27 protein-coding genes are annotated in these 23,523 nt (G+C 64.5%); 11 read left to right on the plus strand and 16 right to left on the minus strand.

What is annotated here, in order from left to right:
- Positions 1-12 precede the first annotated feature (12 nt).
- From DCM80_RS17120 to DCM80_RS17130, 3 genes are all read left to right on the plus strand, one after another.
- Complete coding sequence (locus DCM80_RS17120; RefSeq protein ID WP_257192783.1) at positions 13-1,029, plus strand: alpha/beta fold hydrolase; 1,017 nt, start codon at positions 13-15, stop codon at positions 1,027-1,029.
- A 16-nt stretch (positions 1,030-1,045) separates the two neighbouring features.
- On the plus strand, positions 1,046-1,993 hold the full coding sequence (locus DCM80_RS17125; protein WP_257192784.1) for a fatty acid desaturase: 948 nt from the start codon (positions 1,046-1,048) through the stop codon (positions 1,991-1,993).
- A 291-nt stretch (positions 1,994-2,284) separates the two neighbouring features.
- A complete protein-coding gene (locus DCM80_RS17130) occupies positions 2,285-3,517 on the plus strand; it encodes an EAL domain-containing protein (RefSeq protein ID WP_257192785.1) in 1,233 nt (410 codons plus the stop codon).
- A gap of 54 nt (positions 3,518-3,571) precedes the next feature.
- Here DCM80_RS17130 and DCM80_RS17135 read toward each other — a convergent pair whose 3' ends face one another.
- Together DCM80_RS17135 and DCM80_RS17140 are read right to left on the minus strand one after the other, a co-directional pair.
- The gene (locus tag DCM80_RS17135; RefSeq protein ID WP_028138614.1) at positions 3,572-3,820 is read right to left on the minus strand and encodes a hypothetical protein; all 249 of its coding nucleotides are present in this window, start codon (positions 3,818-3,820) and stop codon (positions 3,572-3,574) included.
- Positions 3,821-3,918: 98 nt separating this feature from the next.
- Entirely contained in the window at positions 3,919-4,938 is a 1,020-nt protein-coding gene (locus DCM80_RS17140) for a YafY family protein (RefSeq protein WP_257192786.1), read from the minus strand.
- An 89-nt stretch (positions 4,939-5,027) separates the two neighbouring features.
- Here DCM80_RS17140 and DCM80_RS17145 point away from each other — a divergent pair, with 89 nt between their 5' ends.
- Positions 5,028-5,672: a glutathione S-transferase family protein gene (locus DCM80_RS17145; protein ID WP_257192787.1), complete on the plus strand. Its 645-nt coding sequence runs from the start codon at positions 5,028-5,030 to the stop codon at positions 5,670-5,672.
- 76 nt (positions 5,673-5,748) lie between these two features.
- On the opposite strand, the gene DCM80_RS17150 is transcribed toward DCM80_RS17145, so the two are convergent.
- Positions 5,749-6,534, minus strand: a complete 786-nt coding sequence (locus DCM80_RS17150) for an enoyl-CoA hydratase/isomerase family protein (RefSeq protein ID WP_257192788.1) — start codon at positions 6,532-6,534, stop codon at positions 5,749-5,751.
- Here DCM80_RS17150 and DCM80_RS17155 point away from each other — a divergent pair.
- Positions 6,521-6,757, plus strand: coding sequence for a hypothetical protein (locus DCM80_RS17155; protein ID WP_257192789.1), 237 nt, complete (start codon positions 6,521-6,523; stop codon positions 6,755-6,757). The genes DCM80_RS17150 and DCM80_RS17155 overlap by 14 nt on opposite strands.
- Here DCM80_RS17155 and DCM80_RS17160 read toward each other — a convergent pair.
- Both DCM80_RS17160 and DCM80_RS17165 read right to left on the minus strand, forming a co-directional pair.
- The gene (locus DCM80_RS17160; RefSeq protein ID WP_257192791.1) at positions 6,745-6,957 is read right to left on the minus strand and encodes a hypothetical protein; all 213 of its coding nucleotides are present in this window, start codon (positions 6,955-6,957) and stop codon (positions 6,745-6,747) included. The genes DCM80_RS17155 and DCM80_RS17160 overlap by 13 nt on opposite strands.
- 154 nt (positions 6,958-7,111) lie before the next feature.
- Positions 7,112-8,557 carry a TAXI family TRAP transporter solute-binding subunit gene (locus DCM80_RS17165; RefSeq protein ID WP_257192792.1) on the minus strand — a complete coding sequence of 482 codons (1,446 nt, stop codon included), beginning with the start codon at positions 8,555-8,557 and terminating at the stop codon, positions 7,112-7,114.
- A 415-nt stretch (positions 8,558-8,972) separates the two neighbouring features.
- Between DCM80_RS17165 and DCM80_RS17170 the strand changes: the two genes are divergently transcribed.
- Both DCM80_RS17170 and DCM80_RS17175 read left to right on the plus strand, forming a co-directional pair.
- Positions 8,973-9,320: a DUF3307 domain-containing protein gene (locus DCM80_RS17170; protein WP_049820470.1), complete on the plus strand. Its 348-nt coding sequence runs from the start codon at positions 8,973-8,975 to the stop codon at positions 9,318-9,320.
- A gap of 258 nt (positions 9,321-9,578) precedes the next feature.
- Complete coding sequence (locus DCM80_RS17175) at positions 9,579-9,977, plus strand: hypothetical protein (RefSeq protein WP_257192793.1); 399 nt, start codon at positions 9,579-9,581, stop codon at positions 9,975-9,977.
- Here DCM80_RS17175 and DCM80_RS17180 read toward each other — a convergent pair.
- Together DCM80_RS17180 and DCM80_RS17185 are read right to left on the minus strand one after the other, a co-directional pair.
- Positions 9,974-10,297, minus strand: coding sequence for a YkgJ family cysteine cluster protein (locus tag DCM80_RS17180; RefSeq protein WP_257192795.1), 324 nt, complete (start codon positions 10,295-10,297; stop codon positions 9,974-9,976). The two genes, DCM80_RS17175 and DCM80_RS17180, sit on opposite strands and share 4 nt — an antisense overlap.
- 5 nt (positions 10,298-10,302) lie before the next feature.
- Positions 10,303-11,001 (minus strand): YafY family protein, encoded by a 699-nt coding sequence (locus tag DCM80_RS17185; RefSeq protein WP_212087737.1) that lies wholly within the window; start codon positions 10,999-11,001, stop codon positions 10,303-10,305.
- Positions 11,002-11,114: 113 nt separating this feature from the next.
- Between DCM80_RS17185 and DCM80_RS17190 the strand changes: the two genes are divergently transcribed.
- The gene (locus DCM80_RS17190) at positions 11,115-11,375 is read left to right on the plus strand and encodes a hypothetical protein (protein WP_028138605.1); all 261 of its coding nucleotides are present in this window, start codon (positions 11,115-11,117) and stop codon (positions 11,373-11,375) included.
- Between the two features lie 36 nt (positions 11,376-11,411).
- Positions 11,412-12,140, plus strand: a complete 729-nt coding sequence (locus tag DCM80_RS17195; RefSeq protein ID WP_028138604.1) for a glutathione S-transferase family protein — start codon at positions 11,412-11,414, stop codon at positions 12,138-12,140.
- A 189-nt stretch (positions 12,141-12,329) separates the two neighbouring features.
- Here the strand turns inward: DCM80_RS17195 and DCM80_RS17200 are convergent, their stop codons facing one another.
- From DCM80_RS17200 to DCM80_RS17240, 9 genes are all read right to left on the minus strand, one after another.
- The gene (locus DCM80_RS17200; RefSeq protein WP_257192796.1) at positions 12,330-13,481 is read right to left on the minus strand and encodes an ABC transporter substrate-binding protein; all 1,152 of its coding nucleotides are present in this window, start codon (positions 13,479-13,481) and stop codon (positions 12,330-12,332) included.
- A gap of 78 nt (positions 13,482-13,559) precedes the next feature.
- Positions 13,560-13,979, minus strand: coding sequence for a thioesterase family protein (locus DCM80_RS17205; RefSeq protein WP_257197964.1), 420 nt, complete (start codon positions 13,977-13,979; stop codon positions 13,560-13,562).
- A 184-nt stretch (positions 13,980-14,163) separates the two neighbouring features.
- Positions 14,164-14,925, minus strand: coding sequence for an SDR family NAD(P)-dependent oxidoreductase (locus DCM80_RS17210; RefSeq protein WP_257192797.1), 762 nt, complete (start codon positions 14,923-14,925; stop codon positions 14,164-14,166).
- Between the two features lie 25 nt (positions 14,926-14,950).
- Positions 14,951-16,834, minus strand: a complete 1,884-nt coding sequence (locus DCM80_RS17215) for a feruloyl-CoA synthase (RefSeq protein ID WP_257192798.1) — start codon at positions 16,832-16,834, stop codon at positions 14,951-14,953.
- Positions 16,831-17,640 carry a crotonase/enoyl-CoA hydratase family protein gene (locus DCM80_RS17220; RefSeq protein ID WP_028138599.1) on the minus strand — a complete coding sequence of 270 codons (810 nt, stop codon included), beginning with the start codon at positions 17,638-17,640 and terminating at the stop codon, positions 16,831-16,833. Before DCM80_RS17220 ends, DCM80_RS17215 begins: the two co-directional genes overlap by 4 nt.
- 254 nt (positions 17,641-17,894) lie before the next feature.
- The gene (locus tag DCM80_RS17225) at positions 17,895-18,356 is read right to left on the minus strand and encodes a DUF3237 domain-containing protein (protein WP_257192799.1); all 462 of its coding nucleotides are present in this window, start codon (positions 18,354-18,356) and stop codon (positions 17,895-17,897) included.
- Positions 18,357-18,367: 11 nt separating this feature from the next.
- Complete coding sequence (locus DCM80_RS17230) at positions 18,368-19,687, minus strand: TRAP transporter large permease (RefSeq protein WP_257192800.1); 1,320 nt, start codon at positions 19,685-19,687, stop codon at positions 18,368-18,370.
- 2 nt (positions 19,688-19,689) lie between these two features.
- A complete protein-coding gene (locus DCM80_RS17235; protein WP_257176274.1) occupies positions 19,690-20,199 on the minus strand; it encodes a TRAP transporter small permease in 510 nt (169 codons plus the stop codon).
- A 207-nt stretch (positions 20,200-20,406) separates the two neighbouring features.
- The gene (locus DCM80_RS17240) at positions 20,407-21,423 is read right to left on the minus strand and encodes a TRAP transporter substrate-binding protein (RefSeq protein WP_257192801.1); all 1,017 of its coding nucleotides are present in this window, start codon (positions 21,421-21,423) and stop codon (positions 20,407-20,409) included.
- Between the two features lie 252 nt (positions 21,424-21,675).
- On the opposite strand from DCM80_RS17240, the gene pobA reads away from it, so the two are divergent.
- Both pobA and DCM80_RS17250 read left to right on the plus strand, forming a co-directional pair.
- Positions 21,676-22,845 (plus strand): 4-hydroxybenzoate 3-monooxygenase, encoded by a 1,170-nt coding sequence (gene pobA / locus DCM80_RS17245; protein WP_257192802.1) that lies wholly within the window; start codon positions 21,676-21,678, stop codon positions 22,843-22,845.
- Positions 22,846-23,063: 218 nt separating this feature from the next.
- Positions 23,064-23,483: a PaaI family thioesterase gene (locus tag DCM80_RS17250; protein ID WP_257192803.1), complete on the plus strand. Its 420-nt coding sequence runs from the start codon at positions 23,064-23,066 to the stop codon at positions 23,481-23,483.
- Positions 23,484-23,523: the final 40 nt, after the last annotated feature.

Raw genomic sequence — 23,523 nt, forward strand, 5'->3', positions numbered from 1 at the left:
GGAGTTGGACGCATGACGGGGCCGCGGGACTACGAGATTTTCGACGCCGGTGACGTCACGCTGCAATCCGGGGCCGTCCTCCCCTCGTTGAAGCTCGCCTACAAGACCTATGGCACGCTGACCCCGGCCAGGGACAACGTCATCCTCTATCCGACCTCGTTCAGCGCGCAGCACATCGACACCGAATGGCTGATCGGGCCCGACGGTGTGCTGGACCCCACGCGCTACTTCATCGTCATCCCGAACCTCTTGGGCAACGGCCTGTCATCCTCGCCGTCGAATACCCCGGCGCCGTTTCCCGAGGTGAGCTATCACGATGCCGTCGCGGTCCAGCACCGGCTTCTCACCGAGCGCCTTGGCATTTCGAAGCTGGCCCTCGTCTACGGCTGGTCGATGGGCGGCATGCAGGCCTATCACTGGGCGGCGCTGCATCCCGACATGGTTGCGCGCGCGGCCGTGGTCTGCGGCAGTGCGCGTTGCGCACCCTACAATTACGTCTTCCTCGAAAGCGTGAAGGCCGCGCTCACCGCCGATCCCGCTTTCCGCAAAGGCCGCTTCGCCGAGAAGCCGGTCGCCGGTTATCGCGCCATGGGGCGCGTCTATGCCGGCTGGGCGATGTCGCACGGCTTCTATCGCGACGAGCTCTGGCGCGAGGCTGGCTTCACCTCGCTCGAGGACTATCTCGTCCGCACCTGGGACGCGACATTTGCCCGGCGCGACGCCAATGATCTTCTGGCGCAGATCGGCATCTGGCAGAACGGCGATATCAGCCGCTGCGCGAGGTTCGCAGGCGATTTCGATCGCGCGCTGGCGGCCGTCAAGGCTCACATGCTGCTGATGCCGGGCGCGACCGATCGTTATTTCGACGTTCGCGACAACGAGGACGAACTCGGCCGGCTGGTGAACGCGAAATCGGCCGTGCTGCATCCGATCCCGTCGCTGCATGGCCATCGCGCCGGCAACCCATTCAACAATCCGCGCGACCTGGCTTTCCTCAAGGCCGAGGTCGCGGCGCTTCTCGGCAAGTAGGACAGGCATTTCGATCATGACCGACACGACCGTTTCAGAGCCCGGCCACCGCCTGAAGCCGCTGACGCCGACGATGCTGCGCGATCTGTCGGTCCGCTCCGATCTCAAGGGCGCTATGCAGACCACTGGCCATTATGGCGCGATCGTGCTGGTGGGCGCGGCGATCTCTGTGGTTTCCTCGAGATGGGGCGTGATCTGGGCGTTGCCGTTGATGGCGGTGCAGGGTTATATCGTCGCCTTCCTGTTCATGGCGGTGCACGAGACCGCGCACAAGACCGCGTTCAGGAGTCGCGGCCTCAATCTTGCCGTGGGCCACGTCTCGGCCTTCATCATCGGATTGCCTTACGAATATTACTGCCTGTTTCACTGGGATCATCACCGCTACACCCAGGATCCTGACAAGGATCCCGAGCTGATCGTCGGGGTGAAACCGGCATCCGACACGCAGCTCGCGATCGCCTATAGCGGCCTGCTCCAGGTCGCCGGCCGTCTCCGGCTGATGCTCGGCCATGCAGTCACCGGCAACGTCACCGTGCCCTGGATCCCCGAGAGCAAGCGCGCCGTCATCGTCAGAGAGGCGCGGGTCTATGTCGCGCTCTATGCTCTGCTGCTGGCGCTCTCGCTGTGGTTCACGTCAGCGCTACTGCTCTGGGCCTGGATCGTCCCGCTCATCATCGGGCAGTTCTTCCTGCGACCCTATCTCTATGCCGAGCACACCGGCTGCGAGCGCACCCGCAGCGCTTTTGAGAACACGCGCACCACCTACACCGCCGCGATCGTCAAATGGTTCGCATGGAACATGCCATACCATGTCGAGCACCACGCCTATCCCTCGATCCCGTTTCACGCGCTGCCGAAGCTGAACGCAATCGTCGACGACGAGATCGTCCATCGCGGCCACGGCTACATCCGAACGACGCGCGAGACCTGGACCTGGTTTCGCCAGCAGCGGCAGGCCGGCTAGGCGGACGAGCGCCCATGGAGATTCCCGTAGTTTGTCGTGGGTTTGCCGGCTTCCGATAGCGAGCTTTACGACGTGTTCATGCACTTGCTCGATGGCCCGGAGCATTCCGGTACCGTGCCGTCGCGCTCGGCATAAACCTGATCAAAATCAATCGCTTGGCGCCTCGAAGAAGATGCCTAACGAATTCCTCCGGATCGGGAAAGTTTTAGCCGTGTTGTATTCATGACCAGGCGAGACCGCTGCTGTAAGCGTTGTGGGCATCAACGCCGCCGACGTCTGGAGAGTTTGGTGATGAGTGCGACGAGAGGCCGTCTTCTTGTGGTCGACGACGACCTGGTGCAGCGAGTCCTGATCGGCAAGATCGGGGCGAAACTCGGCTACGAGACGGTCGTTGCGTCCTCCTATGAGGCCGCAACCGAGCTGCTGGGCCGCGAGGCCTTCGAGATCATGGCGCTCGACCTGTCGCTCGGAGAGCGGGACGGGGTGGAGCTGTTGCACTTCGTCGCCGAGCGAGGCCTCCGCGAGATGTCGATCGTCATCATCAGCGGCTGCGACGATCGTATCATGAAGGCCACGCGACGGGTCGCGAACGGGTTGAAGCTGTCGGTCGGCGGATGCCTGACAAAGCCGCTCGATCTGAACCGCTTGCGCAGCGCACTCGAATCTCCGCGGCGTGCGCCGCTGGCCGCGGCATCGACCTCGCCGCAGCTCCCGATCACGCCGGCGAGAATCATGCGCGGCCTCGCCGACCGCGAATTCTTCGTCGAGTTTCAGCCGAAGATCTCGCTTGAGACCGGAAGGGTCGTCGGCGCCGAGGCGCTCGCACGCTGGCGCACCGCCGAATTCGGCATGATCTCGCCCATGGTCTTCATTCCGATCGCCGAGGAGGCCGGCCTCATGCGCGAGGTGACCGATTGCATCCTGTCATCGGCGATGTCGCAGGGCCGCAAGCTGATCGAGCGCAATCCCGGCTTCACCATTGCCGTCAACATTTCGGGCTCGCTGATGTCCGATCTGGCCTTGCCCGACCGGATCGAGGAGATCCTGCGCCGCGAGAACATCTCGCCGACCTCGCTGACGGTGGAGATCACCGAGACTTCGGCCATGGCCGACGTCGAGCGTGCCAACGACATCCTGGTGCGGCTGCGGCTCAAGAAGATCGGGACGGCCATCGACGATTTCGGTACCGGCTATTCGTCGCTCGCGGCCCTGGCGCGGCTGCCGTTCAGCGAGCTGAAGATCGACCAGTCGTTCATCAAGGGCTGCGAATCCGACGATGACATGATGAAGATCGTCGATGCCTCGGTGGCGCTGGCGAAAGCGTTCAACATGAAGGTCGTGGCCGAGGGCGTCGAGAGCTCCGAAGCGCTCGAGATCATCCGCCGGATCGGCTGCGATGTCGCCCAGGGCTACTTCTTTGCGCCCTCGCTGCGGCGATCGCGCGCCGAACGGTGGATCTCCGAGCGCAATGCTCTCGCCGACGGGCACGGGGCATCGGCGACGCCGGTAGCTCTCGCAGGCTGAGATGGCGAACCCCGGTCGCCGGGCGACCGGGATTCGTCAACAGATGCAGGCGGCTCAGTAGATCCCGTAGGCGCAGACATTGACGACGCGCACGCGCAGGCCGTGACGGGTCCGGACCAGGCGTTCCTGGTAGCAATTGCTGACGCCGGTGTTGAGGTAGATGCCGCCGAAGCCCCAACCGGGACCCCAGTGGTGATGACCGTGATGGTGATGGAAGCCGCCGGCCGAAGCGGCGGTCGGGGCCAGAGCGGCAACGCCGAGCGAACCGGCGGCGATCAGACCGAGAGCAAGCTTACGAAACATCTTCATTCTCCATTTGGCGCTAGGGCCGTTGTTGTGTCCCTGCATCTCGGTCGGGCCGAGATGCGATCGCGTTCACGCGGGATCAGGAGAATCGTGTTTCAGGATTGTTTCGTGGCCTGCGGCTTAATGTGCCGGTGTGATGTTTTCCGCGCCGCGCGGTAGCGCGCGGCCATCGCCTGCGTCAGTTCCGTCATCTTGTCGCGGAGATCGGCGGGCTCCAGCACTTCGGCCTCGGGGCCGAGCCGCAACAATTCGGCCGCGGCGTGCCAGGATGTCTTGCCGACAGGGACGCGCGCAATGCGCCAGCCATCGGCATCACCGGCCTCTGCTAGCTGCGTACGCGCCTTGACGTAAGGCTGGCTCATTGCGTCGAGCAGCTTGACGCCGAACGGCGACAGCCGCACCACCGCGACATTGGGGTGCATCTCGGCCTCGAGGCGAAGTGTCGCGGCCTGCCAATAGGCAGCAAGATCGAAATCGGTGGGGCGCTCGAAGTTTTCGTCGAGCGCCGTGCAGTCGAGCACGCGCGCGACACGATAGGTGCGCACGCTGGCGTCGACCTGGCCCGCGAGGTACCAGTTCCCGCCCTTCAGCACGAGGCCGAGCGGCGCGAGACGGCGCTGCTTCTCGGAACGCCAGCTCCGGTAGCGGATTTTTATCAATATCCCGCGCAGCACCGCGCCGGCAATCGTGCGTAGATGTTTCGGTTCTTCCGCCTCGCCAAACCAGCCGGGCGCATCCAGGTGAAAGCGCCCCTGCATACGACTGGCGTCCTCGCGCAGATGGGCGGGCAGCGCCGCCATCAGCTTGTTCTGCGCGGCGATCATCGCCGCATCGAGGCCGAGGGCCGCCGCAGGACCGGGCAATCCGGTCAGGAACAGCGCGCCTGCCTCGCTCTGCGACAGGCCGTTCAGTCGCACGCGGTAGCCGTCGAGCAGGCGATAGCCGCCCTCCGCGCCGCGGTCGGCGTAGACGGGGACGCCCGACGCCGCGAGCGCGTCAATGTCGCGATAGATCGTGCGCACCGAGACCTCGCAGGACTCCGCAAGCTCGGGCGCAGTGACCTGCCCCCTGGCTTGGAGGGTGGTGAGGATCGACAGCATCCGGCTCGCGCGCATGATTTCCTTAAACCATACCTGACAGAGGATGTCAGGTATGGGTCTCTACAAGATGCGCCTTGCCAGAGAGCGCCCCAGGAGAGCCTGCCATGACCGATCCGAACCGCATCACGCTATATTATTCACCGCAAAGCCGCGCCACCGGCACGCGGGTGCTGCTGGAGGAGCTGGGGGCGCCTTATGATCTCCACGTCCTCAACATGAAGTCCGGCGAGCAACGGAAGCCGGCCTATCTCGCCATCAATCCGCTCGGCAAGGTCCCGGCGATCCGCCACGGCGAGGCCCTAGTGACCGAGCAGGTCGCGATCACCATTCATCTCGCTGATCTCTTCCCGCAGGCGGGTCTGACACCTGCCCGGAACGATCCTCTGCGCGGTCCATATCTACGCTGGATCGCCTATTACGGCTCATCCTTCGAGCCGGCGCTGATCGACAAGTTCATGCAGCGCGAGCCGGCGCCCATCACGCAGTCGCCCTATGCCGACTACGACACCATGCTCGGCGCGCTCGAAGCGCAACTGTCGAGGGGGCCGTATCTGCTCGGCGAACGCATGACGGCTTCCGATGTGTTGTGGGGCGTGGCGTTCAGCTGGACCATGATGTTCGGCATCGTTCCGAAGAAGGACGTCTTCGTCCGCTACGCCGAGCGCATGACCTCGCGACCGGCATTCCAGCGCATCAACGCGGCCGATGAGGAGATGGCCGCGCAGCATGCCAAGGCGGCGGGAGCGTAAAGGCTTTCGTTCTGATGGCGGGAAACGGGACGACAATGCAGTATGAAGCGTCTCCTCGTGCTCCCCGACCCGTCCCTCAAAACCTCGGCGCTCTCTTCTCTGCGAATGCCTTGATGCCTTCCTTGATCTCCTCGCCGCGCATGCTGTCGCGGTGGCGCTGGTCGGCGGCACCATCATCGAGCTCGCCGCGGGCGAATTCGTTGATGGCGCGCTTCATGCCGGCCATCGCCTGCGGCGCGTTGCCGGCGAGAACCGTCGCGAGCTGGTCGACCTCCTCGTCCAGGTACTCCACCGGCACCATGGCGGTGAGATAGCCGATCCGCAGCATCTCCGGGGCGCCGATCTTTTGCGCGGTCAGGAACAGTCGCTTCGCGTTGTCGATGCCGAGCCGGGTGACGTAGCGCTTGATGCCGCTCCGGTAATAATGCAGCCCGAGCCGTGCGGCCGGCATGAACATCTCGGCGGTGTCGACGCCGATGCGGAAATCGCAGGCGAGCGCGAGATCGGTCGAGCCGCCATAGACGCCGCCGTTGAGCCGGCAGATCGTCGGCACGCCGAGATCCTCCAGCCGGTTGACGACGAGTTCGAAGGCAGAGCCCGCGCTCTCCTGCTCGTTTGCGCTGACGGCGCGCTCGGCGACCGAGTTGAGGTCATACCCGGCGGAGAAGGCGCGGCCGGTGCCGGTGAGCACCAGTACGCGGATGGCTGGATCGGCCTCGATCAGGTCGAACAGCCTGACGAGTTCGTCGAGGTCTTCCGCCTGGAGCCGGTTGAGATGCTTCGGCCGGTTGAGGCGGATGGTGGCGCGTGCGCCGTCGCATTGGAGCAGGGGGCTGGTCGCTGCGTCGGTGACGTCCGACATTCTTGTCTCCATCCTATTTGTTGTCGAGGGCGCGGCGTTTGGCCTCAGCGTCGACGGTGTCGGCGAGGGGGGCCGTGCCATCTCGAAGCTGTCGGAGGCCGCAGCGTCCGGCACCACCTCGCGCACCCAGAGCACGCCGCTGCTCCGACAGCAAGACCCTGCTGAGTGCGCCGAAGGTGACCGCGACACCGGCCGCCTTGGTCGCGGGGTCTACCTGAAATGAGGCGGCTCGTCGTAACCGCGCCGGCTGCTGAAGAACAGCAACACCATCAGCCCGACGCCGACGATGATGGAAAACCCCGCGCCCAGCGCCACATAGCCTTCCGTCGGAATCGGCTCGCCTTCGACCGCTATTGCGGAATAGGCGAAGTACCCGGCCGCCGCCAGCATTCCCAGGAGGAGGATGATGAGAAGTGCACGCATGCGGCGGTTTCCGGTTGCAGCAGAACCAACGGTTGCAGATCACGCTGGTTCCAGACTACCGACAGCGCGGAGGTCACAGCCCCAAGCCGCGTGCCCGGACGCAGTGCAGCACGTCGTGATGCGCTGCAGCCGCGGCCCCGAACGACCTGGCTGCTCAGGCGCTCTGGGCGGTCTTCACGACCACGACATTGCTGTCGTCGTGCGGGGCGGGGCCGGCGCCCGGCGCCGACTTCTCGGTCTCGCTGGCATGACGTTTCAGATAGTCGCGGCGCATGCCGATCTCGTCGCGGACGAACTCGTAGCCCAGCTTGAAGGTGTCGAGCCCATCGGTACTGATCGTGCCGTCTCGCAGGCCGATGACGGCGCCGCGCAGGATGCCCTCGAGCTCGTCCTGAAGACATTCGAGCTGATCCAGCGAGTGGGCGTGCTCGATCCGCTCGCCGATGTCGAGGATGGCGGTGGAGAGTTCGCTGGCCTTCTCCGGCGCGATGCGGGTGATCTTGGCGTAGATCGCGGCGAAGATCGAGCCGATGACGCTGAGCGCGGCGGCGCCCACATACATCAAGTCGCTGTACTTATCCATGAACGACTTGGTGTCGTCGTTGATGTAATCGGCCGCGCCCTGGTGCGCCATCACGAAGGCATCCTTCTCGACGGAGGCCGGCTCGATCCTGGTGGCAAAGCCGTTGTCGAGCCCGAGCGCGGATTTGTTCTCGTAGACGATGCGGGCGAGCTCGCCTGCCGTGCTCGGGGACATCCTGGATTGCGCCACCAGCAGCCATTCCAGCCCGATCGTGTCGAGGTCGTCATCGGGAATTTGCGGGGATGTCGACAGCGTGCCTGCCGTGAGCGTCTCGCTGGAAATGCCGGGAAGCCTGCGCGCCAGCGCCTTGGCCTCGTCGATCGCGTTGAGCGTGAAGCCGCCGCGCCGGGCGACCTGCTCATAGGCCTTGTCCCTGACAGCCCTGGAGGCATGGACGACGGCGACGACCGCGCCAAAGCCGTTTGCCGGTGCGAACAGCTTGTCGAGCGTTGCGCCCTGCGGCGCCATCTGGATCTCCGCCGCGTCCGGACGGTCGGGGATGTCGAGAATGCTGCGCACGAAGGCGAGGGAGGATTCGCTCTCGGCGAGAACCGCGACCTTCTTCTTCTTCAGCTCGGCGATCGATTTGATCTTCCTGTTGCCGGGACCGAGCAGGAGCACGAGATCGTGCTCGAGGATCGCGAGCGTGCGCGCCCGCAGCGGGACCTTGGCGTCGGTGCGCAAGACGGCGAGGTCGGCCTGCTTGCGGTCGAACTGTGCGAGCGCCTTGGCGCTGTCGGCGCTGTTGACGATCTTGATCCGCAAGCGCGAGGCGTTGGACGTCAGCACGCTGGCAAGCTTGGCCGCGAACAGCGCCTCGTCGGTGTTGGGAGCGCCGACGGCAAAGGTCAGCGTTTCCGAATTGTGCAGCATCACGCGGCCGGCCCAGACCGTGGCCAGCGACAACAGCAGGGTCAGCACGACGTAGAGGAAGACCTGCTGCTGATTGGTCTTGATCACCTTGGGGCGCCGGGGCGGCGGTTCGGTGAGTGACGAAGTCGGGCCTTCAGTACTCATGGCAGCACTCTGGCCTTATTGTCTCGGTGGCGGGCAGCTCGCCGATGCGATCGCGGGGGGCGCCCCAAAATTCGTAAACGTCTGAAAAAAGAACGATATTCTCTGTCTGGAATGATAGCGCGAAGGCCGCGGAAAGCAAATTTCGAGCCGACGGTAACCTTACGCGAGGCTGCCGAGGCTATGGCTCGCCCTATGCCCAGTTAGCCACACTTGGCGAATTTCCGGTTCCCCCGGCTGCATTCCGCCGCGGGAGATGTCATAAATCGCGCCTCCCGGCGATTTGACCGGTCCAGACCTGGTTCAAGAATAAGTTGCGCTGAACGCTCCAATTTTCCTTGTCACGTCAATGAGGGCGTCAGCCTTGTCGTTTCCACCCATGTCATCGGCGGTTCCGGTCGAAGCGCTCATTGGCTGGATGTTGCTGCTCACTTTCAAGCACATCATCGCCGACTTCGTCCTCCAGACCGCCTGGATGGCGCACGGCAAGGACCAGAAGCACGGCTGGGCCCTGCCGCTTCTGGTGCACTGCCTCGTTCACCTTGCGGTTGCACTGCCGCTGATCCTGATCGTGGCGCCGAAATTCTGGTTCGTGGCCTTCATCGACTTCGTGATCCACATCACGATCGACCGCGCCAAGGGGTTCGTCTCGGCGAATTTCGGGGTCGACCTGGCGCATCCCTGGTTCTGGACCCTGATCGGCGTCGACCAGGCGCTGCATCATCTGACCGGCTTCGGGCTTTCCATCTTCATGGCGGCGAACTGAAACCAGCGATTGATCCCGTAGCCCGGACGGAGCGAAGCGCAATCCGGGATTCGTTCCAGACGGCGCAACCGAGCGATGCGGTTAGTCTGGCCCCGGATTACGCTTGCGCTCCATCCGGGCTACGCAGCTCCTCACGAGCTTCTTCCTGCGGTCCTGATTCGTCCACAGGCGCAAGCACCCCGGGTGACTACCGGCCGGCGTGGTTAACCTTTCATTAGAGAATTGCGCTGCATCTTCCTCACACGAGGGAGAACTGCAATGTTTTCAAGCCGCGACGCCTTTGAAAGCGATTTCTGCCCGGTTCGCGACGAACTCCTTGGCGAGATGTACCGCGCCAGCGAGAGTGGCCTGCCGAGGTTGGTTGAGAGTGTTTCCCCTGACGCACGCGCCAGGCTGGCGCTGTTCTGCTATCGCCGCAACCATTTGCATTCGCTGGCGGTCGTGATCGCAGCGAGCTGCAGCGAGCGCGACCTGATCGAGAACGGCGGCCGTGTCGGCTCGACGCTCTATGCGCTGTCGCGGGAGGGCGCTGCGAAAGCCTCGCCTTCGCTGTCGGGCGGCCGCAAGCCGATCACGCTGTCGACCAAGCCGCTGTCGGTGCTCGCCCCGCTCGATGACGAGCTCGACGACGAGATCGGCGAAGCCGTTCCCGCCTAAACGATTGCGATCACCGGCAATCCGAACTTCCGCCGCGCCATCGCGCATTCGGCATCGCCCGGCATGCAGGTGCGGCACACCTCCGGCCGCGTCGCATAGATGCCGCACGCGGTGGCTTTCCCGATGTCCCCCTGCAGGGCCGAGCAGCGATCGCCCTCGCAGCGCATGCCGGACTGGCGTTCGTTGACCAGCGTCTCCGGAATCGCAGCGAGCTCCTCGTCGCTCTCGATCGAGAAGCGCGGCCAGTTGGCCGAATAGGCGCAGCACGCACCGCAACTCTGGCAGCAACTCGACGGATCGATGGGGGAGCTCTCCTGCATCCTCGTCACGTGTCCTTTGGCGGGCCCCAGACCAGGCTCTGCCGCCATCTTGCGCGCAGCACGTCGCGTCGTTCCGGATATTTCTCGTCGAGATAGTTCGCCTCCACGACGCGGTCGGTGCGGAAGCTGCGGAAGTCGCCGCGCAGCTCGCACCAGGCGGCAAGCAGCCGCACCGCTTCGAGATAGCCGACCGAGATCGGCCAGATCATGCGCTCGCTGGCGCGGCCCTGCTCGTCGCGATAGCGCAGCATGATCTTCTTGCCTTCGTGGATCTGGGTGCGGGTGCGCGCCATGTCCAGGCGGTCCGGCTCCCTGTTCCAGCTTGGGCGCGCGCGGCTCGCCGGCTCCAGCACGAAGGGGCGCAAGCGTTCGGGCACGGTGTCTGCGATCTTGGCCATCAGATCTTCGGCCGCGCGCGCCAGCGCCGAATCGGCATGGCCGGCGACCCATTGCGCGCCCAGCACGGCCGCCTCGATCTCGTCGGGCGTCAGCATCAAGGGCGGCAAGTCGAATCCCTTCTCCAGGATGTAGCCCATGCCGGCTTCGCCGCGGATCGGCACGCGCTGGCCGATCAGCGTTGCGATGTCGCGATAGATCGTGCGCTTCGAGGTCTCGAGCTCGGCCGCGATGGCGTCCGCCGTCAGCGGCTTACGCGTGCGCCGGAGCACCTGGATGATCTGAAACAGCCGGTCGGCGCGTCTCATGACAATTCTCTTATCGGTGGTTTTTCAGCAAGCGGCGCGCGGCTGCTGACAGGATGTTGGCAGCAGGGGGGTTCTATACCGGGGACAACACATCGACTGAAGGGGATTTGTCCATGATCATTCCAACCCATTTCGGCCCGGCGATTCCGATGCTGCGGGCACAGGCGTGGTCCGTATCGGCATTCGGCCGCCTCGTTTCGCTCGATCTCATGGCCGTCGATCTCCGGTTTGCTCTCGCAAGCGTGGTGGCACGCTCGCTGACCCAGGCCGCGGACGCGCTGGTCCGCCACGTGATGGGCCGCGCCTGGCGGGGAGCCCGCTTCGCAGAACATATCACGGCTGCTGCCACCATGGTGGCAGCAGCCGGTCGCTAGGTTCCGTCGACTTTCGAGAGGTTCAGGAGAGTTCGCATGATCACGCTTTACGGCTTCGGCACCGGCTTCGGCCTGCCGGAAATCAGCCCCTTCGTCACCAAGACGGAGGTGCAGCTCAAGATGGCGGGACTGCCCTACCGGAAGGAGCGGGCGATGCCGCCGGCCTCACCCAAGGGGCAATTGCCGTTCATCGACGACGGCGGTGAGGCGGTGGCTGATTCCACCTTCATCCGCGCCCATATCGAGCGTCGCTACGGCTTCGATTTCGATGCCGGCCTGTCGCTGGCCGAGCGTGCGCAGGCCTGGGCGTTCGAACGGATGGTCGAGCACCATGTCTACTGGGGGCTGGTCGGGGCGCGCTGGGTCGATCCGGTGAATTTCGCCAAGGGACCCGCGCACTTCTTCGACGGCGCACCGGAGCACAACCGCGAGAAGCTGCGCGAGGATGCGCAGTTCCGCGTCGCCGAGAACTATCTGCTCTCCGGCCTCGGCCGCCACGCCCCCGATGACGACGTCGACCTCGCCGTGCGCTCGTTGTTTGCGCTCTCGGTGCAGCTCGGCGACAAGGCGTACCTGATGGGCAGCAAGCCCTGCGGCGTCGACGCCACCGCCTTCGGTATGCTCGCCGGCGTCCTGACGCCGTTTTTCGAATCGACCTTGCGCGAGCGCGCCGAGTCCTTTCCGAACCTCACCGCCTTTGTCGACCGCATGATGGAGACGTACTACCCCGAATTCGCCTGGGCCCCGCTGCGGCAGGCGGCGTAGCGCTGATGTCGCCACACCGTCATGGCCGGGCTTGTCCCGGCCATCCACGCCTTGCCGCACGGCACGAAGAGCGTGGATGCCCGGGACAAGCCCGGGCGTGACGACCTCAGGGCGGTTTCGAACCAGAAGCCAAAAACAAAAGAGCCGGCCCATCGGCCGGCTCTCGTCGTCTTGACGTGTTCGTCGCGCCTACTTCACCAGCGTGTACTTGCCGTCCTTCACCGTGAGCAGGATGCGGGCGCGTTCGTCGACGCCATAACGGTCCTTTTCGGTGAAGTTGTAGACGCCCTGGCTTGCCGCGAGGTCCTTCTCCGACAGCAGCGCCTGACGGATGGCTTCGCGGAATTCCGGCGTGCCGGGCTTGGCCGTCTTCAGCGCCACCGGGACGACGCGCTTCAGGATCTCGAACGCATCGTAGGAATGGCCGGCGAACTGGCTTCGGCTGTTCGGGCCGTACTTGGCCTCATAGGCCGCGTTCAGCGCGAGGCCCGGCTTCTTGGTCAGCGCGCTGTCCGGCTGTTCCTCGGGGGCCATGACGGGGCCAGACGCCATCAGCACGCCTTCCGCCGCTTTGCCGGCGATGCGGATGAAGTCCATGCTGGCGGCACCGTGGGTCTGGTAGATCAGGCCCTTGTAGCCGCGTTCACGCAGCTCGGTCTGCGGCAGCGCGGCCGCGGTGCCGGATGCGCCGACCAGGATGGCGTCGGGATTGGCGGCGACCAGTTTCAGCACCTGTCCGGTCACCGAGGTGTCGGGACGGGCGAAACGCTCCTCGTCGACGATGGTCATGCCCATCGGCACGGCCTGCGCCTTCAGATCGTTGAACCAGAGATCGCCGTAGGAGTCGGAATAGCCGATATAGCCGAGCGTCTTCACGCCCTTGGCCTTCATGTGGTCGTACAGCACCTTGCCGACGATCGGAATCGGCTGCGGCATTGCGACCGACCACTTCATGCGCTCCGGCGTGATCGGGAACGGCGCCAGGCCGAAATGCGGAATGCCGGCTTCGTTGGCGACGTTGGAGACGGCGATCGTCGGCGGCGTCAGCGCCGAGCCCATGATGACGTCGGCCTTGGATTCGGTCACGAAGCGGCGGGCGTTCGTGGTCGCGGTGGTGGGATCGCCGCCGTCGTCGAGCACGATCACCTTCAGCGGCACTCCGCCGATCTCCTTCGGCACGAACTCCAGCGCGTTGCGCTCGGGAATGCCGAGCGCCGCGCCCGGCCCGGTCGTGGTTGTGGTGATGCCGATGGTGACTTCGGCGGTCTGGGCGAGTGCGGGCAGCACTGGCAGCGCCAGCGCGGCCGCGGTGACGGCAGCGGTCAAATAAAAGCGTTTCATGTATTCCTCCCTTGACGTGGTTCTTTGAAAGCAGAAATCGGGGGGTATTTCAGCCCCCTCTTTTGGTGATGCGGCGATTTAGCTTCCCGTGAACTTGGCTACCATTTCCGCCGGGAATGGTGCCGATTTCAGCTTGTCGGGGTTACCGGGATCGCGGCCGACCAGCACGCGGGTCTCGAACCCCTCGAGCGCCAGCGCCTCGCCCTTGTAGACGTTGTGCTTCACCTCGAAGCTCGAGCGCTTGATGCTCTCGATTCTCGTTTCAATGGTGATCCAGTCGCCATAGGTCGAGGGGATGTAGAACTTGGCCCGCGTGTCGACCATGGGGATGCCCACCAGGCCGTATTTGCGGACCAAATCCTGCTTGGAGAAGCCGGCGACCTCGAACAGGGTCGAGGTCGAATCGTCGAACATCGCGAAATAGCGCGGGTAGTAGACGATGTTGGCGGGGTCGCAGTCGCCCCACTGGATCTGGACCTCGCGCCGGTTCACGAACATGCGGTTGGTGCTCACTGGTGCCGGTCCTCACCTCTCCCGCAGGGAGAGGTCGAATTGCGCAGCAATTCGGGTGAGGGAGTACGCTCTCTCGATGGGGCAAGGCCCCTCACCCGGCGCTGCGCGCCGACCTCTCCCAATGGGAGAGGTAAGGTCGAGGTCGCTGTTGCAATCTCGCTCATCAATTTTACTTCGGCGCCATGCGCAGCGAGCCGTCAAGGCGCACCACCTCGCCGTTTAGGTACGCGTTCTCGACCATGTGCAGCGCGAGCGCGGCGAATTCGTCGGCATTGCCGAGCCGGCGCGGGAAGGGGATGGCGGCGGCCAGCGAATCCTGGGCTTCCTGCGGCAGGTTGGCGAGCAGCGGCGTCAGGAACAGGCCGGGGGCGATCGTCAGCACGCGGACGCCGAATTGCGCCAGCTCACGCGCGATCGGCAGCGTCATGCCGACGATGCCGCCCTTGGACGCCGAATAGGCGGATTGCCCGATCTGACCGTCATAGGCGGCGACGGAGGCGGTGTTGATGATGACGCCGCGCTCGCCGGTCGCCTGCGGCTCCAGCTTGGACATCTCGGTGGCGGCAAGGCGCAGCATGTTGAAGGTGCCGATCAGGTTGACCTTGATCACCTTGTCGAAATCGGCGAGCGCCATCGGGCCGTCGCGGCCGACCACGCGCTTGGCAACGCCGATGCCGGCGCAATTGACCAGCACGCGCGCCGGGCCGTGGGCCTTCGCAGCCTGCGCCACCGCGGCTTCGGCGGAGGCGGCATCGGACACGTCGCAGGTCACGGCCACGCCCTTGATCTCGGCGGCAACCGTCTCGGCGAGCTTGGTGTTGAGATCGCACACCGCGACCTTGGCGCCCTGGGCCGCCAGCTTTCGCGCGGTCGCCGCGCCCAGTCCCGATGCGCCGCCGGTGACGATGGCTGCCTGATCCTTCAACAACATGGCGTTCTCCTGTAGCGTTGATTTCTCATCCGACCGATATCACACGGCCCGACGGATTGGCAGCGTAGAGCTCCTCGATCAATTCGGTGCGGTGCTCCAGCACGGCGCGCTGGTTGATCGAGCCCTTGTCGGTGACCTCGCCCTTGTCGATCGACAGCGGCGTGTCCATCAGGATGGCGCGCGTGATGCGTGTCGAGGATCCCGTGGCCTGGCTGAGGAAACCGGTCAGGCGCTCGCGGAAAGCTTCGCGGACCAGACGGTCGCGCGTCGCGACGACGAGGTCATCGGCCGGCAGCGTCGGATTGATCAGCCGGCAACCGTCGAGGTCGAGCACCACCAGCGCGGAAATCTCGTCGCGGTTGATGCCGGCGATGACGACGTCGCGCACCAGCGGTGCGCAGGCCGCGGTGAGGCGCGCGCGTAAGGGGCCGACGCTGACCCAGGTGCCGCTGGCAAGCTTGAAGTCTTCGCCGACACGGCCGTCGAAATCGAAGCCGGCGTTGAGATCGTCGGGATCGGCGGGCTTGAGCGCATCGCCCATCTTGTAAAATCCTTCCTCGTCGAAGGACTTCGCGCTGATGTCGGGCTGGCGCCAGTAGCCGGGCATGACGTTCGGCCCCTTGGCCCTCACCTCCAGCTTGCCGTTGTTCGGCACCAGCTTGGCGTCGTTGCCCGAAACGGGCAGGCCGACATGGCCGGAGCGGCTGGTGCGCGGATTGACCGACATGAAGAACGGCGCGGTCTCGGTCGCGCCCAGCCCGGTCAGCATCGGCACGCGATAACCTTTTTCCTTCACCGCGAGCTCGTCGAGGCTGTCCCAGATGAACGGCGAGAGCGCCGCGCCCGAGAAGAACATCGCGTGCAGGCGGTCGAAGAATTTTGCGCGCAGGCCCTGATCCTCGCGCAAATAGGGCAGCAGCGATTCATAGCCTTTGGGCACGTTGAAATAGACCGTCGGCGAGATTTCCTGGAGATTGCGCACGGTCTCCTCGATGCCCCCAGGCATCGGCTTGCCGGCGTCCAGATACATCGAGCCGCCATTGTAGAGCGTCAGTCCGATATTGTGGTTGCCGCCGAAAGTGTGATTCCAGGGCAGCCAGTCGACGATGACCGGCGGCTCGTCCTTCAGGAAAGCGAGCGTCTCACGCAGCATCACCTGGTTGGCGCAGATCATGCGCTGGGTGTTGATGACGGCCTTCGGATTGCCGGTCGAGCCCGAGGTCAGCAGGAATTTCGCGATGGTATCGGGGCCGATCCTGCCATGGACGTCGTCGAGATCGCTGCGGGTCGGCGTCGCCATGAGGTCGGCGAGCAGCGTGACGTCGCGGCCCGGCACGCGGCCATAGGAGGCCGCGATCTCGGTGCCGAGCGAGACATTGGCGGCGAGCGCATCGGCGAACTTGTCGGCATCCTCGGCGAAGACGAGGCCGGGCGTCAGCAGCTTCATCAGATAGGACAGCTTGCCGTAGTCCTTCGACACCAACGAATAGGCCGGCGATACCGGGCAGAACGGAATGCCGGCGTAGAACGCGCCGAACGCGACCAAGGCGTGGTCGATCGAGTTGCCGGAGAGGATCACGACCGGCCGCTCCGCCGACAGGCCGCGCGCAATCAGGCTCGAAGCGATGTGCCGGCTCGCGACGAGCAGCTCGGCGTAAGTGATCTTGCGCCAGCCGCGGCCGCCTTCGCGCTCCGCCATGAAGACGCGATCCGGCGTGGTCGCCGCCCAATGATGCAGGCGGTCGGTGAGGCGGACGGGATAGTCGCCGAGCGGCTGCTTCGGCCTGAGGTAGATCGTGCCGTCGTCGCGCCGTTCGATATTGACGGCGGGATCGCCGAACGAGATGGGCCGCAGCGGGAAAGCACTCGCGCCGCGCTCCATGCTGGAAGAGGACGGCTGCGCGCTCATGGCTTCGGCTTTACCTTTGCGGTCTTGTGCTCGAGGAATTCACGGATCCGGCGTTTTGCCTCCTTGTCGCTCTGCGCCACGGTCGCCATCAGCGATTCCATCAACAGACCGGTCTGCGGATTGGCCTCCGCGATCATCGGCAGCGCCTGAAGCACGGCGAAATTGGTCAGCGGCGCGTTGGAGGCAACCTTGGTCGCAAGCTCCATGGCCTTGCCGAGCGCGTTGCCGGCTTCCGTCACATATTGCGCGAAGCCGTAGGATGCGCCTTCGGTCGCGCTATAGACGCGCCCCGTCAGCATCATGTCCATCATCCGGGCGACGCCGATCAGCCGCGGCAGCCGCACCGAGCCGCCGCCGCCGACGAAGATGCCGCGTTGTCCTTCCGGCAGCGCGAAATAGGTCGAGGGCTCGGCGACGCGGATATGCGCCGAGCAGGCGAGTTCCAGCCCGCCGCCGATCACGGCGCCCTTCAGGGCCGCGATCACGGGCACGCGGCTGTACTGGATGCGGTCGAATACCCGGTGCCACATCTGGGAATGCAGCAGGCCGCCGGTCGCGTCATGCTCGGTCAGCTCGGAGAGGTCGAGGCCGGAGGAGAAATGGTCGCCGATGCCGTGGATGACGACGGCGCCGATGTCCTCGGGCAGGGACGCAAAACACTCGCCGATTTCCAGGATGATGCCGTCATTGAGCGCATTGCGCTTGGCCGGCCGGTTCAGACCCACGGTCAGAACCCGGTCCACCCTCTCGATCCGGAGTAGCCCGGAGCCACCCGCGGCAGCGGTCTCGGCGTTTCCCTGTGTCATTTGCGTCCTTGTCAGAATAGTTATGTTGTATAACGAATTCTGGGGGAGTCAAGGTCAAGGAGGGCAGGACGATATCAACCCCAGGCAGGGATCGGTTGCCGGGGTCTGACGCCGCGGCCAGAGGCTCGGGGCGTTTTGACGCGCTGCTGCTGCCTCCCCCTCCGTCATTGCGAGCGCAGCGAAGCAATCCAGAATCTTTCCACGGAGGGACTCTGGATTGCTTCGCTGCGCTCGCAATGACGAGGTAGTAGCTCTTACAGCACCTGATGCACGTCGATCACGACGCGGTCCGCGTGCCGCGCCGCGGAGCCGACGAAAATGTGCTCCATCAACCAGCGATACTTCTCGTGCCCGGTCTCGAACTTCGGCACGGTGCGGAAATAGATGAGTTTGGGATCGACCGGCTCGCCGCGCTTGAGTTTCTGCAGCAGCTCGACCGGGCCAAAGCGCATGCCCTTGTTCTCGACATAGACCACGGCGCCGTCGTCGGTCTCGAAGGCGTATTTCGCTTCGAGATCGATCAGCTCGTTGGGGCGGATGGTCTGGAAGTCGGCGCCGAACGGCAGCACCTTGCCTGATATCGCACCTTTCACCTCGCCGCCGATGATCGGGATGATGCGACGAACGCCGATCCCGGTCTCGCCGGCGGTGACGACGTCGCCGATGCGCGCGGTGATGGTGAAGGCGTATTTGGTCTGGAGGGTGGGTGTGGTCATCGCGTCGCCTCTCAATTCGCCATCATCCGGGTTGGCAGCCAAGTCGCCAGCAGCGGGAAGGCGATCAGGATCACGAGGCGGATGAGGTCGGTTGCCACAAACGGGATCACGCCCCTGAAGATGGTGGTGAAGGAGACGTCCTTCACCACGCTTTTTATGACGAAGACGTTCATGCCGACCGGCGGATGGATCAGGCCGAGCTCGACGGTCATGACGATGATGACGCCAAACCAGATCGGGTCGAAGCCGAGATGCATGATGACGGGGAAGATGATCGGCACGGTCAGGATGATCATCGCCATGGCGTCCATCAGGCAGCCGAGCACGAGATACATCACCATGATCAGCGCCAGCACGCCGTAGGGGCCGAGGCCGAGGCCAGTGAGGAATTCCGTGACCTTCTGCGGCGTCTGCGTCATCGTCAGGAAATAGCCGAAGATCAGGGCGCCGATCAGCACGGTGAACACGGCGGCCGCGGTGCGGGTTGCCTGCAGCAGAGAGGCCAGCACCTTCTCGCGATCGAGACGGCCGGTCAGCACGCCGATGATGAAGGCGCCGGTGGCGCCGACGCCGCCGGCTTCGGTCGGGGTGAAGCGCGGCAGGAAGGGCAGGCCGTAGAGGCCGCCGATCACGAATATGAACAGCAGCACCGGCGCCCAGATGTCCTTCAGCCCGGCGAAGCGTTCGCGCCACGACGTCGCCTTGCCCTTGGGCAGGAAATCGGGACGGAAATAGCCGATCAGGAAAATCGTGATCATGTACATGCTCATCGCCAGAAGGCCGGGAATGATGCCGGCGATGAACAGCTTTCCGATATCCTGCTCGGTGATGATGCCGTAGACCGCGAGCACGGTGGACGGCGGCAGCATCGCGCCCAGCGTGCCGCCGGCCGCGATCACGCCGGTGGCGAAGGATTGCGGATAGCCGAACCGGCGCATCTCGGGATAGGCGACGGCGGAGAAGGTCGCGGCGGTCGCGACCGAGGAGCCGCAGATCGCGGCAAAGCCGCCGCAGGCGCCGACGGTGGCGATGCCGAGCCCGCCGCGCAAATGGCCGACAAAGCCGTTGGCGGCGCGGAACAGCTCGCGGCTCATGCCGGAATTGCTGACGAATGAGCCCATCAGCAGGAACATCGGGATCACGCCGAAGGTGTAATCGGTCACCGTCCGCATGGTGACCTGGCCCACCATCTTCAGGGCCGGCGTCGAACCGACGAGGTAGCTGAAGCCGGTCACGCCGACGAGGCCCATCGCCATGCCGACGGGCACGCGCAGCAGCATCAGGGCGAACAGGGATACGAAGCCGATGACGGCGACGGCGTCGGTACTCATCGTCACTCCGTCACCTTGATCTTCGGTTCTTGCATGTCTTCGGGGTGAAAGATCAGCCGGTACGTGCGGATCGCGATCAGCAGCACGGCGCAGACGTCGCCGATCCAGGCGACGAGGAAGAATGGCCAGGTCGGCATGTGCAGGTCGAAGGTCTGGACATTGTCGTTGTAGGTCAGCCGGACCTTGTCGAACAGCGTCCAGGTCTGCACCGTCACGACGAACAGCAGCACCAGCGTCGCGAACACGTCGATCATGCGCTGGTAGCGCGGCCCGACATTGGCCCAGATCAGGTCCACGGTGATGTGGGTGCCGCGATAGGAGGTCGCGGCGATGCCCCAGAAGATGAGGATGCCGAGCAGCATGCGGCCGATGTCGAAGCTGTCGGGAATCGAATAGTTCAGCGTGTTGCGCAGCAGCACCGACAGGAAGATGTCGAGCGCGACGATGCCGACGAAGCCGGCCGCGATCCATTCGATCGAGTCGATCACGCGATCCATCCAGGAGCGCTTCATGAGGAAGAATCCTATCCAGTCCAGCGAAGCCGGTTCAGGTTTTCCGCGAGGGAGACGCGCTCCCTCCCCCGCTTGCGGGGGAGCGTTGGGGAGAGGGTGCTTCTGCAAATCGAGAGCCCCCAAGAGGAGAGAGCCCTCACCCGCGCCTTCGGCGCGACCTCTCCCGCGAACGGGAGAGGTGCAGCAAGCGTCTGATCGGCCGCGGCGTCACTCCGCCAGTGCGTTGTACTTCTTCAGCGAGGCCTTGAGGTCCGCGAGCGCGGCATCCGGATCGGCGCCGGCCTTCTTGGCGCCTTCGCTCCAGGTCTTCACCAAGGGCTCGGCGGCCTTCTTCCAGGCGGCTGTCTGCTCGGCCGTCAGCTTGTAGACCTCGTGGCTGGATTCCGCTTTCACCTTGGCGATGCCGGCATCCTCGAACTTGCCCCAGTGCTCGCCGACGACGCCTGCCATCTCGACCGAGCAGTTCTTGTCGATCGCGGCCTTCTGCTTGTCGGACATCGCATTGTACTTGTCCTTGTTGATCACGAACACGAAGGTCGTGGTGTAGAGCGGCGCCTCCATGTCGTACTTGGTCACCTTGTCGATGCCGAACAGTACCAGCGAGCCCCAGGGGAAGGTGACGCCGTCGGCGACGCCGCGCTCGATGATGTCGCGCACTTCCGGCGCCGAGGATTGCACGTTGGTGCCGCCGAGCGAAGTGACGAAGTTCGCCATGGTGGCGTGCGCCGGGCGGATCTTCATGCCCTTCACGTCTTCGGGCATCACGATCTTCTTGGTCTTGGAATGGAAGGACGAGGGCGAGTGGACGAAGGCGAGACAGTATTTGACGTCCTTCATCTCCTTCTCGGCATGTTTGCGATACCAGGCGTCCAGGCCCATCGAGCCGCCCTTGGCGTCCGAGATCAGGAACGGCAGCTCGCCGGCGCCGATGATCGGGAAGCGGCCGGGCTGATAACCGGGATTGACGTAGGTGACGTCGGCGATGCCGTCGCGCGCCATGTCGTAATGGTCGAACGCCTTGCCGAGCTGCTGGGCCGGAAAAACCTTGCCCTTGATGGTGCCGCCGGAATCCTTCTCCACCGCCGCGGCCCAGTCTTCCAGCGACTTCTGCAGCGGATGTGAAGCCGGTACCCAGTGCGAGATCTTCAGATCGAAGGTCTTGTCCTGCGCCAAGGCAGGCGTCACGCTCGCGGCCAGCAGCAATGCCAGACAGGCTCTTCTCATCACGCGTCTCTCCCTGTTGTCGACGGCGGGCTTCGACGGCCCGGTCTGATTAATTAACATGTTATCTAGATGGCGGACGGGTTCAAGCCGGAATTGGCGCGCATCCACCGTCAGCCCTGTTGCATGGACTTGTCGCCTTCGCGGCGACCGCGCTCCCCTTTTGCCCAACGATTATATGGTATAATTATCCTGAGCATCTTGAAGCGACAAGCAGGCCGCTACGAAAGCCTACAGGATCGGGAGGAGCAAGTATTGCGGACAAAAGTCGCAATCATCGGGGCCGGGCCGGCCGGATTGTTGCTTGGGCAACTGCTGCACGCTTACGGCATCGACAATGTCATTCTGGAGCGGCAGAGCCCGGACTACGTGCTCGGCCGTATCCGCGCCGGCCTGCTGGAGGAGGGAACCGTCGCGCTGCTCGACCAGGTCGGGGCGGGCACCCGGGCGCATGCCGAGGGTCTGGTGCACGAGGGCATCGAGCTCGCATTTTCCGGGCGCCGTCATCGCATCGACATGAAGGGTGCGACCGGCAAGACGGTCATGATCTACGGGCAGACCGAGGTCACGCTCGATCTGATGAATGCGCGCAAGACCACCGGTCTCGTCTCGGTCTATGAGGCCAAAGACGTCCAGGTGCACGATTTCGACGGCAGTCACCCGCGCGTAACTTACGTCAAGGACGGCGTCACCCACACGCTCGATTGCGACTTCATCGCCGGCTGCGACGGTTTCCACGGCGTCAGCCGGGCCAGTGTTCCGGCCTCTGCGATCGAGGAGTTCGAGCGGGTCTATCCGTTCGGCTGGCTCGGCATTCTCTCGGACACGCCGCCGGTCAGCCACGAGCTGATCTACTCCAACCACGCCCGCGGCTTTGCGCTCTGCACGATGCGCTCGACCAGGCGCAGCCGCTATTACGTGCAATGTTCGCTCGACGACCATGTCGACCAATGGCCGGACGACCGCTTCTGGGACGAATTGAAGCGCCGGCTGGATCAGGAGGCGGCCGACAGCCTCGTCACGGGCCCCTCGATCGAGAAGAGCATCGCGCCGCTACGCAGCTTCGTCGCCGAGCCGATGCGCTTCGGCAGGATGTTCCTGTGCGGCGACGCCGCCCACATCGTGCCGCCGACCGGCGCCAAGGGCCTCAACCTCGCCGCCAGCGACGCGCATTATCTGGCGGGCGCGCTGCGCGAATTCTACGACGAGAAGTCCAGCGCCGGCATCGACGCCTATTCCGGCAAGGCGCTGGCCCGGGTCTGGAAAGCGGTGCGCTTCTCCTGGTGGATGACCTCGATGCTGCACAAATTCCCCGACACCGGCAGCATCGGCGCGCGCATCCAGCTCGCCGAGCTTGATTACGTCACCCAGTCGCAGGCGGCCATGACGTCGCTCTCGGAGAATTACGTCGGGCTGCCGTTTTAAGGACGGTGCCGTAGGGTGGGCAAAGCGTAAGCGTGCCCACCAATTTTCTCAATTGTGCAGAGATCGTGGGCACGGCGCTACGCGCCTTTGACCACCCTACGCGATCTGTGCCCTCGCGCGTTTCAAACACGCGCGCAAATCCCGTTTGAAACTTTGTAATTGATGCGCCCACCGCGTCCGTCGTGTTGAATGTTGCCGACACGCAACGCGAGACAGCCATGACCCTCACCGACATCCCCGCCGGCTTCGAGCCGCATTTCCGCAAGGCGCCGCTCACCGATCCCTGGGAGCCGCTTTACTCCAAGAAGACCGGGAAAGGCGTCACCGTGGGATTGCGGCTGGCGACGCCGCACACCAACGCGCGCGGGCTGATCCATGGCGGGTTGATTGCCGCGCTGGCCGATGCCGCCATGGGCTATAGCTGTGCCCAGGCGACGGGCTGGTCGACCTCGTTGGTCACCATCTCGCTGTCGGTCGACTATGCCGGGGCCGCCGAGATCGGCCAATGGCTCGCTGTCGAGGGCGAGGCGATCAAGACCGGCACCACAGTCTGTTTCGCGCAATGCCTGGCGAAAGCCGACGATGCCGTGATCGCGCGGGCGAGCGGGACGTTCCGCGTGGTGCCGAAGAAGGGGTGATACTCTCCGTGTCCCGGACGCGCTGCAGCGTGCAACGCTG

Origin of the sequence: Bradyrhizobium sp. WBOS08, from assembly GCF_024585125.1 — a bacterium.
Classification (GTDB): domain Bacteria; phylum Pseudomonadota; class Alphaproteobacteria; order Rhizobiales; family Xanthobacteraceae; genus Bradyrhizobium; species Bradyrhizobium japonicum_B.

What these genes read in the sequence shown, in the direction of transcription:
- DCM80_RS17120 (WP_257192783.1), top strand. Translation starts at nt 13, where the DNA reads ATGACGGGGCCGCGGGACTACGAGATTTTCGACGCCGGTGACGTCACG.
- DCM80_RS17125 (WP_257192784.1), top strand. Translation starts at nt 1,046, where the DNA reads ATGACCGACACGACCGTTTCAGAGCCCGGCCACCGCCTGAAGCCGCTG.
- DCM80_RS17130 (WP_257192785.1), top strand. Translation starts at nt 2,285, where the DNA reads ATGAGTGCGACGAGAGGCCGTCTTCTTGTGGTCGACGACGACCTGGTG.
- DCM80_RS17135 (WP_028138614.1), bottom strand. Translation starts at nt 3,820, where the DNA reads ATGTTTCGTAAGCTTGCTCTCGGTCTGATCGCCGCCGGTTCGCTCGGC.
- DCM80_RS17140 (WP_257192786.1), bottom strand. Translation starts at nt 4,938, where the DNA reads ATGCGCGCGAGCCGGATGCTGTCGATCCTCACCACCCTCCAAGCCAGG.
- DCM80_RS17145 (WP_257192787.1), top strand. Translation starts at nt 5,028, where the DNA reads ATGACCGATCCGAACCGCATCACGCTATATTATTCACCGCAAAGCCGC.
- DCM80_RS17150 (WP_257192788.1), bottom strand. Translation starts at nt 6,534, where the DNA reads ATGTCGGACGTCACCGACGCAGCGACCAGCCCCCTGCTCCAATGCGAC.
- DCM80_RS17160 (WP_257192791.1), bottom strand. Translation starts at nt 6,957, where the DNA reads ATGCGTGCACTTCTCATCATCCTCCTCCTGGGAATGCTGGCGGCGGCC.
- DCM80_RS17165 (WP_257192792.1), bottom strand. Translation starts at nt 8,557, where the DNA reads ATGAGTACTGAAGGCCCGACTTCGTCACTCACCGAACCGCCGCCCCGG.
- DCM80_RS17170 (WP_049820470.1), top strand. Translation starts at nt 8,973, where the DNA reads ATGTTGCTGCTCACTTTCAAGCACATCATCGCCGACTTCGTCCTCCAG.
- DCM80_RS17175 (WP_257192793.1), top strand. Translation starts at nt 9,579, where the DNA reads ATGTTTTCAAGCCGCGACGCCTTTGAAAGCGATTTCTGCCCGGTTCGC.
- DCM80_RS17180 (WP_257192795.1), bottom strand. Translation starts at nt 10,297, where the DNA reads ATGCAGGAGAGCTCCCCCATCGATCCGTCGAGTTGCTGCCAGAGTTGC.
- DCM80_RS17185 (WP_212087737.1), bottom strand. Translation starts at nt 11,001, where the DNA reads ATGAGACGCGCCGACCGGCTGTTTCAGATCATCCAGGTGCTCCGGCGC.
- DCM80_RS17190 (WP_028138605.1), top strand. Translation starts at nt 11,115, where the DNA reads ATGATCATTCCAACCCATTTCGGCCCGGCGATTCCGATGCTGCGGGCA.
- DCM80_RS17195 (WP_028138604.1), top strand. Translation starts at nt 11,412, where the DNA reads ATGATCACGCTTTACGGCTTCGGCACCGGCTTCGGCCTGCCGGAAATC.
- DCM80_RS17200 (WP_257192796.1), bottom strand. Translation starts at nt 13,481, where the DNA reads ATGAAACGCTTTTATTTGACCGCTGCCGTCACCGCGGCCGCGCTGGCG.
- DCM80_RS17205 (WP_257197964.1), bottom strand. Translation starts at nt 13,979, where the DNA reads ATGTTCGTGAACCGGCGCGAGGTCCAGATCCAGTGGGGCGACTGCGAC.
- DCM80_RS17210 (WP_257192797.1), bottom strand. Translation starts at nt 14,925, where the DNA reads ATGTTGTTGAAGGATCAGGCAGCCATCGTCACCGGCGGCGCATCGGGA.
- DCM80_RS17215 (WP_257192798.1), bottom strand. Translation starts at nt 16,834, where the DNA reads ATGAGCGCGCAGCCGTCCTCTTCCAGCATGGAGCGCGGCGCGAGTGCT.
- DCM80_RS17220 (WP_028138599.1), bottom strand. Translation starts at nt 17,640, where the DNA reads ATGACACAGGGAAACGCCGAGACCGCTGCCGCGGGTGGCTCCGGGCTA.
- DCM80_RS17225 (WP_257192799.1), bottom strand. Translation starts at nt 18,356, where the DNA reads ATGACCACACCCACCCTCCAGACCAAATACGCCTTCACCATCACCGCG.
- DCM80_RS17230 (WP_257192800.1), bottom strand. Translation starts at nt 19,687, where the DNA reads ATGAGTACCGACGCCGTCGCCGTCATCGGCTTCGTATCCCTGTTCGCC.
- DCM80_RS17235 (WP_257176274.1), bottom strand. Translation starts at nt 20,199, where the DNA reads ATGAAGCGCTCCTGGATGGATCGCGTGATCGACTCGATCGAATGGATC.
- DCM80_RS17240 (WP_257192801.1), bottom strand. Translation starts at nt 21,423, where the DNA reads ATGAGAAGAGCCTGTCTGGCATTGCTGCTGGCCGCGAGCGTGACGCCT.
- DCM80_RS17250 (WP_257192803.1), top strand. Translation starts at nt 23,064, where the DNA reads ATGACCCTCACCGACATCCCCGCCGGCTTCGAGCCGCATTTCCGCAAG.